Annotated in this window: 7 protein-coding genes and 1 riboswitch; of the genes, 5 read left to right on the top strand and 2 right to left on the bottom strand. The window is 72.1% G+C overall.

From position 1 onward, the window contains the following. Positions 1-357: 357 nt before the first annotated feature. Positions 358-3,270 (bottom strand): ATP-binding protein, encoded by a 2,913-nt coding sequence (locus ACTMSW_RS29955; RefSeq protein WP_441184123.1) that lies wholly within the window; start codon positions 3,268-3,270, stop codon positions 358-360. Between the two features lie 325 nt (positions 3,271-3,595). Further along, positions 3,596-3,766: riboswitch (cyclic di-AMP (ydaO/yuaA leader) on the top strand. On the opposite strand from ACTMSW_RS29955, the gene ACTMSW_RS29950 reads away from it, so the two are divergent. Further along, positions 3,766-4,416 carry a transglycosylase family protein gene (locus ACTMSW_RS29950; RefSeq protein ID WP_441184122.1) on the top strand — a complete coding sequence of 217 codons (651 nt, stop codon included), beginning with the start codon at positions 3,766-3,768 and terminating at the stop codon, positions 4,414-4,416. It overlaps the preceding riboswitch by 1 nt. A 124-nt stretch (positions 4,417-4,540) precedes the next feature. Next, a complete protein-coding gene (gene htpG, locus ACTMSW_RS29945; protein ID WP_441184120.1) occupies positions 4,541-6,457 on the top strand; it encodes a molecular chaperone HtpG in 1,917 nt (638 codons plus the stop codon). Between the two features lie 57 nt (positions 6,458-6,514). Here the strand turns inward: htpG and ACTMSW_RS29940 are convergent, their stop codons facing one another. Then, on the bottom strand, positions 6,515-8,680 hold the full coding sequence (locus tag ACTMSW_RS29940; RefSeq protein WP_441184118.1) for a S8 family serine peptidase: 2,166 nt from the start codon (positions 8,678-8,680) through the stop codon (positions 6,515-6,517). A gap of 287 nt (positions 8,681-8,967) precedes the next feature. On the opposite strand from ACTMSW_RS29940, the gene ACTMSW_RS29935 reads away from it, so the two are divergent. The 3 genes from ACTMSW_RS29935 (at position 8,968) to pdxY (ending at position 11,305) form a co-directional block, all read left to right on the top strand. After that, positions 8,968-9,903, top strand: coding sequence for a diacylglycerol/lipid kinase family protein (locus ACTMSW_RS29935; RefSeq protein ID WP_441184117.1), 936 nt, complete (start codon positions 8,968-8,970; stop codon positions 9,901-9,903). Between the two features lie 100 nt (positions 9,904-10,003). After that, a complete protein-coding gene (locus tag ACTMSW_RS29930; protein ID WP_441184116.1) occupies positions 10,004-10,357 on the top strand; it encodes a hypothetical protein in 354 nt (117 codons plus the stop codon). A gap of 96 nt (positions 10,358-10,453) precedes the next feature. After that, on the top strand, positions 10,454-11,305 hold the full coding sequence (gene pdxY / locus ACTMSW_RS29925) for a pyridoxal kinase PdxY (protein ID WP_441184115.1): 852 nt from the start codon (positions 10,454-10,456) through the stop codon (positions 11,303-11,305). Positions 11,306-11,308 lie beyond the last annotated feature (3 nt).

The raw sequence follows: 11,308 nt of genomic DNA, 5'->3' as shown, positions 1-11,308 counted from the left end.
GGACACCGCACCCGAAACCAGACATCGGACGCAGACAGGGACCGTCCGCCGACCTGGCAGGACGGGTCCCCAGGGGGGCCAGCTCCAAGGTCCACTCGATGTCAATGAAATCGGGGTGTCCCGGTGCGTCCGACACCCCGATTTCAATGACATCGAGTGGATCTAGGCCTCGTCCTGGACCGCGGACGGAAGCGACCACATCGTGGGCACGTCAAACGGGGAAAGGGATCTCGACCCGCGAAGCGGATCCCACACGCGCGAAGCGGACCCCACACGCGCCGTCGTGGCGGGTCCCCGGTCGAGATCTTGGACGATTTCGGCCCCTGGGAGGGCCAATTTCGTCCAAGATCGGCGGGGTCACGGACGGGCGGTGGTCACTCCGTGGTTCGCCGTGTCGTCCTCGGTCAGCCGGCGCTCGATGGTGACGGTGGTGCCCTCGGCGGTCGAGACCAGCCGCACGTCGCCGTACGCGTTCATGAGCGTCGCGCCGCGGCCCCGATCCATTGCCGGGCGGCGGTTCCGCCAGGTCCCGAAGTCGCGTACGGCGATCCGGACCGTGCCCTCGGACACCCGGAGTCCGACCCGCACCTCCGGCCGGGTCGGCCGCTGGGCGTGCTCCACGGCGTTGTTGACCGCCTCGGACGCGGCCACCAGCAGGTCCTGCACGATGTCCCGGTCCAGGTTCAGCGACTCCAGGGCCGTACGCACGTCCCGGCGCATCGCCGCGGCGGAGGTGGGCTCCGACGGGTACGTCCAGCCGATGTCCAGGGCGGCCACGGGGCCGGCGCGGTCGACGTCCGCCCGCGACCGCCGGCCGGCACTGTCCACGTCGACGCCTGCCCGCGCGCCGTTCACCGTGCGACTCGGCGGTGCGCCACCGATGTCGACGGCGGAAGCGGGCTGCGTGCCGGGCGCCGGTCCGGCGGCTCGGCGTACCGCGGGGGTGTCGCCCGGATCGGCCGGCGGGGTGAGGGCCGCCGGCGGTCGGACCACGGCGGTGGCCCGGGCGGGGTCCTCCGACCCGCGGACCGTGCCCCCCTCGGTGGGCGGGCCGTCGGCGTGCGGCTGCGGTGACCGTTCGCGGGCACGGTGCAGGACGGCCCGTACCCGGGCGATCAGCTCCGCGGTGGCGAAGGGCTTGATCACGTAGTCGTCGGCGCCCAGGTCCAGGCCCGCGATGCTGGCGTCGCCGCCGGCGCGGGCGGAGAGCACCACGATCGGCAGGGTCCGGGTCGACGGCTCGTCGCGCAGCCGGCGGACCAGCTCGAAGCCGTCGACGTCGGGCATCATCACGTCGGTCAGAACCAGGTCCGGCGGGTCCCGGTGGATGGCGGCGAGGGCGGCCTGCCCGTCGCCGACGGTCTCCACCTGCCAGCCCTGGCCGGTGAGCAGGCGGACCAGGTACGCGCGCATGTCGGCGTTGTCGTCGGCGACCAGGATCCGTGCCCCGCGCGCCGCGTACGCGGAAGCAGCCGCCGACGCGGACGCCGCGTCGGTCAACCAGCCGGTCGCCTCCTGGACGGCGGCTCGGGCGGTCAGACCCCGGTCCGGAACGTCGGTCGCCGGCGGCGCGTCCCGGCCGACCGTCGCCCAGGGCAGCGCCACGGTGAACGTGGCCCCCGTCCCCACGCGGCTCTCCACCCGTACGTCCCCGCCCTCCAGGCGGGCCAGTTCCCGGACCAGGGCCAGGCCGATGCCGGTGCCCTCGTGACTGCGGGAGCGGGCGCCCTGCACCCGGTGGAACCGCTCGAACAGGCGGGGCAGATCCTCCGGGGCGATGCCGATGCCGGTGTCGGCGACGATCAGCCGCACCTCCTCGTCATCGGCCTCCACGGCGACCCGGATCGCGCCGACGAACGTGTACTTCAGGGCGTTGGACAGCAGGTTCGTGACGATGCGTTCCCAGCCGACCGGATCGACGCCGACCGGGCGGGGCAGCGGCGGGCAGACCACCTCCAGCCGCAGACCGGCCCGCTCGATGGCGGCCCGGAAGACGCTGGCCAACTCGGCGGTGAGGCCCGCCAGGTCGATCTCGCGGGCGTCGCTGCGCGCCTGGCCGGCCTCCAGGCTGGAAAACGTGAGCAGGCTGTTGACCAACGTCAACAGCCGCGTGGCGTTGCGCCACGCCGTGTCCACCCGCTCCCGCTGGGTGGCCGGCAGCGGATGCTCCGGATCGTTGAGGGCGTCGGCCAGCGGACCGAGCATGAGGGTCAGCGGGGTACGGAACTCGTGGCTGACGTTGGTGAAGAAGCTCGTCTTCACGCGGTCCAGCTCGGCCAGCGCCTCGGCGCGCCGCCGCTCCTCCTCGTACGCGGACGCGTTGCGGACCGCGACCGCCACCTGCTGCGCGAGCAGGTGGAAGAAGGACCGGTACGCCTCGTCCAGTCCCCGGCTCGGGCTGACCCCGACGAGCAGCACCCCCAGCGGTTGGTCCGCCTCGGCGGACGGCAGGGGAAGAGCCAGCGCCGAAGCGACCGGGTCCTCCCACGGGCCGCCGGTCAGGGCGAGTCGGTCGCCGACACCGGTGACCTCGGTGACCGTGCCCGCCGCGCCTTCCCCCAGGCCCCAGTCCCGCCCGTCGCCAGCCGGCACGCTCTCCGGAAGCGCCGCGGCCACCAGGTCACCGCCGACGCACGCCGCCCGCCGGAGCAGGCTGCCGTCGCGCAGGTAGATCGCGGCGAACGGGACGTCCAGCGGGTACCCGCCGATGGCCCGGGCCAGCCGGTGGCAGGTGCCGGCCACGTCCACGGTGCGCCCGTCCCCGCCGACCGTCAGGTCCCGCAGCAGCCGCAGCCGGCGCTCGCCGACCACCTGCTCGGTCACCTCGCTGCACACGGTGAGCACCCCGACCGTACGGCCATCGTCGTCGCGGGCCGGCGCGTGCGAGACGCTGAAGTACGCCTCCTCGCGGTAGCCGGAGCGGTCGAGCAGCAGCTGGAGGGCCGGCACCCAGCTGGCCACCCCGGTCGCCATCGCGTCGTGGATGAGCGGGGCCAGCACGTCCCAACCCTCGGCCAGGGTGACCCGCACGTCGTCGCCGAGCGCGCCGGGGTGCTTGTCCCCGATCAGTGCCGAGTAGGCGTCGTTGTAGAGCTGGGTGAACTCCGGCCCCCACAGCAGCAGCATGGGGTAGCGGGACGACAGCACCATCCGCACGGCGGCGCGCAGGCTCTGCGGCCAGCCCTCGACCGCGCCGAGGGGCGTCAGGGACCAGTCGAGCCGGGCCATCAGCCGCCCGGTGTCCCCACCACCGACGAAGAGGTCACCCACCCGTTGCGTCACCCTCGACCGAGTCCCATCGCAGCCCCGTTCCGGGGCCGACCACCCCTTGCTGGCGTTAGCTGCCCCATCCTGGCACCTGCGGACGCTCGCGCATCCGTCGCCACCCCGGAGGTGATCTGTACCCCCGGGCATCCGCATCCACACCTGTGGCCCCGCCACAGGTGGCGGCCAAGGGGGGCGGGCGATCACAGGTACGGGTGGGGCGCAAGTTGGCGGCTCGTGCTCCCGTGCGTGGCGGTGAGGAAGTTCACGAGAAGTGGGCAATCGGCGCGAAGCGCTCCTAACGTCGAGCGGGTTCGCGACGCGAACTCCACGGTCGGTAACGCCTAATCCTGCCGCCGGCCGTCGGTACCCGTCACCAGGCATGGAGCGGGGGACCCACACGTTCCTCGGTGCACGTCACCTCGGGGTGAAGCCGCCTCGGCGGCCGGGCTCCTCGGCCCGAACCCGACAGCTGACCTCGCAGGCGTGGAGGACACATCGATGACATCTGACTACCAGCCCCGGCACCGTCGCACCGCCCGTCGTACCGCTCTCGGCACGCTCGCCGTCGGCGCCGTGACCGGCGCGGTGGCGATCTTCGGCCCGGCCGCACCGGCGCAGGCCGCGAGCGTCAACTGGGACGCGATCGCCGAGTGCGAGTCCAGCGGCAACTGGAGCATCAACACCGGCAACGGCTACTACGGCGGCCTCCAGTTCGCCCAGGGCACCTGGGAGGGCTACGGCGGCCTGAAGTACGCCAAGCGGGCCGACCTGGCCAGCCGCGGCGAGCAGATCGCGGTCGCCGAGCGGGTGCTCGACGGCCAGGGCATCGGCGCGTGGCCGACCTGCGGCAAGCGGGGCGGCTCCACCAAGGCGTACACGCCGAAGAAGGCCGAGCGGTCCTCGGAGTCGGGCACGACGAAGCGCGACTCCGGCACGACGAAGCGCGACTCGGGCAACGACCGCTCGACGCGGAACACCACACCGTCGAGCAGCGGCGAGAGCCACGTGGTCGAGCCGGGCGACACCCTCGCCAAGATCGCCACCTCGCACGACGTCGACGGCGGCTGGCGGGCGCTGTACGAGCGCAACGAGCGCGTCGTCGGCGACGACCCCGGGCTGATCTTCCCGGGTCAGCGGCTCAGCCTCTGACGCGTACCCTCCTCGACGACGCCCGGCCGGCACCACCGGCCGGGCGTCGTCGCATCGCCGTCCGCGACGGCTCGTATCCTTTCCGCGAACCTTCTCGTGGTCGTCGAGCATGAAAGGACACGGTGTGAGCAACCGGGCCGAGACGTTGGAGTTCCAGGCCGAGGCACGTCAGCTGCTCCAGCTGATGGTCCACTCGATCTACTCGAACAAGGACGTCTTCCTGCGCGAGCTGATCTCGAACGCCTCCGACGCCTTGGACAAGGTGCGGCTGGCGTCCCTGGTGGACAAGGACCTCGACGTCGACACCACCGACCTGCACATCGCCATCGAGGTGGACCGGGACGCGCGGACCCTCACCGTCCGGGACAACGGCATCGGGATGTCGCGGGACGAGGTGGTCCAGGTGATCGGCACGATCGCCAAGTCGGGCACCGCGGAGCTGCTGCGGACGCTGCGCGAGTCCTCCGACGCGGGTACGTCGCAGGAGCTGATCGGTCAGTTCGGAGTCGGGTTCTACGCGGCGTTCATGGTGGCCGACCGGGTCGAGCTGGTCACCCGGCGGGCGGGGGAGAGCGGCGGTACCCGCTGGGAGTCGACCGGCGAGGGCACCTACACCGTCGAGGGCATCGAGGACGCGCCGCAGGGCACCTCGGTCACCCTGCACCTGAAACCGGTCGACACCGAGGACAACCTGCACGACTACACCGCCGAGTGGACCCTGCGGGAGATCGTCAAGCGGTACTCCGACTTCATCGCCTGGCCGATCCGGATGAGCGTGGAGCGCCCCGGCGCCGACGGCGACGCCCCGACCGTCGAGGTGCAGACCCTCAACTCGATGAAGGCGCTCTGGGCCCGGCCCCGCGACGAGGTCGACGAGGCCGAGTACCACGAGTTCTACCGGCACGTCAGCCACGACTGGGCCGACCCCCTCGAGGTCGTGCACATGCGGGGCGAGGGCACCTTCGAGTACGAGGCGCTGCTCTTCCTGCCGTCCCACGCGCCGCTGGACCTGTTCTCCCCGCAGGGCCGCCGAGGGGTGCAGCTCTACGTCAAGCGCGTCTTCATCATGGACGACTGCGAAGCGCTGATGCCGAACTACCTGCGCTTCGTCAAGGGCGTGGTCGACGCGCACGACCTGTCGCTGAACATCTCCCGGGAGATCCTCCAGCAGGACCGGCAGATCCAGGTCGTCCGCCGTCGGCTGGTGAAGAAGGTGCTCGCCACCGTCCGCGACCTGAAGACGAAGCAGCCGGAGAAGTACCGGACCTTCTGGACCGAGTTCGGCCCCGCCGTCAAGGAGGGCCTGATCGACGACACGGAGAACCGGGACGTCCTCCTGGAGATCCTGTCGGTCGCCTCGACCCACGACCCGGCCGAGCCCACCGACCTCGCCGGGTACGTCGGCCGGATGAAGGACGGCCAGACGGACATCTACTACGCCACCGGCGAGTCCCGGACGACCATCGAGAACTCGCCGCACATGGAGGCGTTCCGGGCCAAGGGCTACGAGGTGCTGCTGCTCACCGACCCGGTCGACGAGGTGTGGGTCGAGCGGGTCGGCCAGTACGACGGGAAGACGCTGCGGTCGATCGCCAAGGGTCAGGTGGACCTCGACACCGAGGAGGAGAAGGCCGAGGCGGAGGCCGAGCGGGAGCGGCAGCGCACCGAGTACGCCGACCTGCTCACCTGGATGGGCGGGGTCCTCGCCGACGCGGTCAAGGAGGTCCGGCTGTCGTCGCGGCTGACCACCTCCCCGGCCTGCGTCGTCGGCGACGCCCACGACATCACCCCGACGCTGGAGAAGATGTACCGGGCGATGGGGCACGAGGTGCCGTCGGTCAAGCGGATCCTCGAACTCAACCCGGGGCACCCGCTCGTCACCGGCCTGCGCAAGGCCCGCGAGCAGGGCGGCACCGAGGAGTCGCTGAAGGAGACCGCGGAGCTGCTGTACGGCATCGCGCTGCTCGCCGAGGGCGGGGAACTGGCCGACCCGTCCCGGTTCACCCGGATCCTCGCCGACCGGCTCGCCCGTACCCTCTAGACCCGCGCAGGGGGAGGCCGCCGCCCGGCGACCTCCCCCTGCCCGCCGGTCCGATGCCTACCAGAGCACGCCCGGCGCGGGGATCTCGGTCCCGGCGGCGAAGAAGTCGTGCCACTTCACTCCGCTGCCCAGGAACGACGAGCCGGTGGACCGGGCCACGAACGCGTCGGCCGCCGGGCCGCGCGTGAACACCACCAGGTCGTCGCGGCCGTCGCCGGTGACGTCCCCGGCGCCCGGAACCTCGCCGCCGTACGCGAACGAGTCGTGCCATTTCACCGCCGTGCCGACGAACGACGAGCCGGTGGAGAGGGCGACGTACACGTCTCCGGTGCCACCCCGGGTGAAGGTGGCGATGTCGTCGCGGTTGTCGCCGTTGAAGTCGCCGACGGTCGGGATCTCCGAACCCACGGCGAAGAAGTCGTGCCACTTCACCGCCGTGCCGACGAACGACGTGCCGGTGGAGAGGGCGACGTACACGTCGGCGGTGCCGCTGCGGGTGAAGGTGGCGATGTCGTCGCGGTTGTCGCCGTTGAAGTCGCCGACCAGGGGGATCTCCCAGCCGACGGCGAAGAGGTCGTGCCACTTGACGGCGGTCCCCACGAAGGACGAGCCGGTGGAGCGGGCGACGTAGACGTCGGCGGCCGCACCGCGGGTGAACGTGGCGATGTCGTCGCGGTTGTCGCCGTTGAAGTCGCCGACCACGGGGATCTCCCAGCCGAAGGCGAAGGCGTCGTGCCACTTCACCGCCGTGCCGACGAAGGACGAGCCGGTGGAGAGGGCGACGTACACGTCGCCGGCGCCGCCCCGGGTGAAGGTGGCGATGTCGTCGCGGTTGTCACCGTTGAAGTCGCCGACGAGCGGAACCTCGTTGCCGAACGCGAAGGCGTCGTGCCACTTGACCGCCGTGCCCGCGAAGGACGAGCCGGTGGACAGCGCGACGTACACGTCCCCGCTGCCGCCCCGGGTGAAGGTGGCGACGTCCACGCGCCCGTCGCCGTTGAAGTCACCTTGGCCGCTGCCGAAACCGTCGTTGCCCGAGAACAGCATCCGGTTCGGCGTCTCCGGCCGGGCGTCGGTGATGACGCCGGTCGTCGCCTGGTTGACGATCGTGGCGGCCACCTGCGCGGGCGTGCTCGACGGGCTGCGCTGGAGGATCGTGGCGGCCGTGCCCGCCACGTGCGGGGACGCCATCGAGGTGCCGGAGAACACCGCCGTGGCCGTGTCGCTGGCGATGCCCGCGGACGTGATGCCCGCCCCGGGGGCGAACAGGTCCACGCAGCGGCCGAAGTTGGAGGTGCCGGAGCGGGCGTCGGCCGAGGTCGCGTTCGCCACCGTGACGGCGGCCGGTACGCGGGCCGGCGAGAAGCCGCAGGCGTCGGCGTTGTCGTTGCCGGCCGCCACGACGACGGGGATGCCGGCGGCGACCGCCCGGTTCACCGCCGCGTCCGCCGCGGTGTTGCCCCCGCCACCGAGGCTCGCGTTGATGACCGCCGGTCGTGCGCCGTTGGCGATCACCCAGTCGACGCCGGACACGAACCAGGACCACTGGCCGCTGTTGGCGCAGTTCAACACCCGGACGGCGTGCACCCGGACGGCCTTGGCCACCCCGTGGGCGGTGCCGCCGACCGTGCCGGCGACGTGGGTGCCGTGCCCGTGGCAGTCGTTGCCGTTCCGGCCGTCGCCGACGAAGTCCGCGTCCCGGCTGGCCCGTCCGGCGAAGTCGGTGTGCGTGGACCGGATGCCGCTGTCCAGGACGTACGCGTGCACACCGGCGCCGGTGGTCGGGTAGGTGTAGGCACCGTTGAGCGGCAGCCGTGGCTGGTCGGCGCGGTCGAGTCCCCACGAGGTCGGGTTCGGCTGGACGTCGGTGCCCCGCATGTGGCCGTCCTGCTCGACGTACGCCACCGCGGGGTCCCGGCTGAGTGCCTTCGCGTCCGTCGTGGACATCCGGGCGGTGAAGCCCTTCAGCGAGGCGAAGACGTGGGTGACGGTGGCCCGGTGGCGCGCCGCCAACCGGTTGCCGGCCAGGCGCGCGGACTCCCGACCGCCGTCCTTCAGCATGACGATGAAGCTGTCCGCGATCCCGTTCGCGCCGGCGGGCCGGAAGGCACCCGGTGCGCCGGAGGCGGCCGGCGTGGGCGCCGCGGCGGCCGGGCCGGCGGCCAGGACGCCGAGCGCGACGGCGAGACCGGCGGCGGCCAGCGCAATTCTTCCTCTGGACAATTCGCATTACCTCCCGTTGTGGTTCCCCGATGCCCGCAATTCGGCGGGGGCCGACCGGTGCCATGGGGTGGCAATGGAAGTAAAACGCAGACAATTGTGAATGCTGTTACGATGTCGGATGACGGACCGGCTTTGGGCTGCCGAAACAATGACCGGCGCACAAGAGCGCTCCCGTCGGTGTGAGAATTCCTTTTCCTGTCGAGAACCGGTCAGGTCGTCAGTCGCCTTTCCTGGTCGTCGGTCGCGTGGAGCGTGGGAGGGACGCCGATGGGGTAACACCGGCGGGCATGAGCACGAGTACCTCGCAGCGCGGTAACCCGGTCACGACCGGCGTCGGCACGGTCGCGGTCGTCGCGCACCGGAGGAAGACCCTCGGCGGCGGCCTCGACGCCCTGCGCGCGGAACTGGCCGGCGCGGGCGTCGACGACCTGCTCTGGTACGAGGTTCCCAAGAGCCGCAAGGCCCCGAAGAAGGTCCGCAGAGCGCTGAAGAAGGGCGCCGACCTGATCTTCGTCTGGGGTGGGGACGGCATGGTCCAGCGTTGCGCCGACACGCTCGCCGGCTCGGGCACCGCGATGGCGATCCTGCCCGCCGGCACCGCGAACCTCTTCGCCGCCAACCTCGGGATCCCCGAGGACCTGCCCGAGGCGGTACGGATCGGGCTGCACGGCCGCCGCCGCGCCCTGGATTTGGGGCGCCTCAACGGCGAGCACTTCGCGGTGATGGCCGGTGCCGGTTTCGACGGCGACCTCATCCGGGATGCCGACCGCGACCTCAAGGGCCGGTTCGGCCGACTCGCCTACATGTGGACGGGGCTGCGGCACGTCCGGGGGGAACTGGTCCGGACCCGGATCACCGTCGACGGCACGAAATGGTTCGACGGTGCGGCGAGCTGCGTGCTCTTCGGCAACGTCGGCACCATCACCGGCGGCATCCCGGCCTTCGACGACGCGCGCCCGGACGACGGCTGCCTGGAGGTCGGCGTGGCCACCGCCAACGGCGCCCTCGACTGGGCCCGCACGCTCGGCCAGATGGCGGCGGGCCGGTCGGAGGATTCGCCTTTCCTGCGGATCACCCGGGGGCGCAAGGTGAAGGTCCGCCTGGCGGCCCCGCGCACGTACGAGTTGGACGGGGGAGCGCGGGGCGCGGTCACCAAGCTCAAGGTGCGGGTCGTTCCCGGGGCGCTCACCGTCTGCTGCCCGGAGGGCGACGGATCGGCCTGAGCAGGGGACGATCCCCTCCATCGTGGCGGTCGGGCGCCGTTTACCCCGCGGTGTTCCGGGTGAAGGTTAAGGGAGCACAGCTCATGAGGGGGGCCGCACGATGTCCGACACCAGCCGAAATCGACCGGACCGCCATACCGACCGTCCGCCGGAGGTGACCGATCCCCTGCTGTGGGATCTCGCCCTCGACGTGGCCGACACGCACCAGCCCGACGACGGCGGCGGCTGTCGCAGCCTGCTCTGCGCCGGCCAGGCGTGGCCCTGCGCCACCTGGAACACGGCCCAGCGGGCGCTGCGCGCCGCGCAGAGGCCGGTGGGTGCGACCGGCGCGCCGCCGGTGGTCGGCGCCGGCCGCACCGGCGATCATGACCAGCTCGGCGGAGGATCGCCCGGGTTGGCGGCCGGCCGCCGTCTCCGCCCGGCCGCACCCGGCAGGAAGAGCCGGGCTGCGTGACCACGTACCGTCGGCGATCGGCCGGCGGGCGCACCCGGCGGTGCTGGAGCCGGGGTCACCGCCGGCCTGTCCCGGGGAAACCGTCATGATGACGTGGTGAAGATCCTGTCCATCCAGTCATCGGTCGCCTACGGCCACGTGGGCAACTCGGCGGCCGTGTTCCCGCTCCAGCGCCTCGGCCACGAGGTCTGGCCGGTGCTCACCGTGCACTTCTCGAACCACACCGGCTACGGCGCGTGGCGGGGACCGCTGCTGGCTCCGGCCGACGTCGCCGAGGTCATCGAGGGAATCGCGGACCGGGGCGTCCTCGGAAGCGCCGACGCGGTGCTGTCGGGCTACCAGGGCGACCCGGCGATGGGCGCGGTGATCCTGGACGCGGTGGACCGGGTGAAGGCGGCCAACCCGGACGCGGTCTACTGCTGCGACCCGGTGATGGGCGACGTCGGGCGTGGCATGTTCGTCCGACCCGGCATCCCGGAGTACCTGCGCGACGTGGTCGTACCCCGGGCGGACATCATCACCCCGAACCAGTTCGAGCTGGAGTTCCTGTCCGGCCGCTCGACGGACTCGCCGGAGGCGTTGCTGGAGGCGGTCGACATGGTACGGGCGACGGGCCCGCGGCACGTGCTGGTGACCAGCGTGCTCCACGGCGACGTCCCGCACGGGTCGCTGGAGGTGGTGGCCGTGTCGGACGAGGGCGCCTGGGCCGTGACCACTCCGCTGCTGCCGATCAGCCCGAACGGTGGCGGTGACGTCACGGCCGCCCTGTACCTCGCGCATCTGCACACGACCGGCTCGCCCGCGACGGCGCTGGAGCGCACCACCGCATCCATCTTCGCCGTCCTCGAGGCGACACTCGCGGCGGGCACGCGGGAGATCCAGTTGGTCGCGGCCCAGGAGGCCATCGCCGATCCGCCGGCACGGTTCGCCGCCCGCCGGCTGCGCTGAAGA

Origin of the sequence: Micromonospora sp. BQ11 (assembly GCF_052068135.1) — a bacterium.
In the GTDB taxonomy this organism is placed as follows: Bacteria; Actinomycetota; Actinomycetes; order Mycobacteriales; family Micromonosporaceae; genus Micromonospora.
The sequence above is the reverse complement of the archived record's forward strand: the minus strand, read 5'-3'. Positions and strand labels throughout refer to the sequence as shown.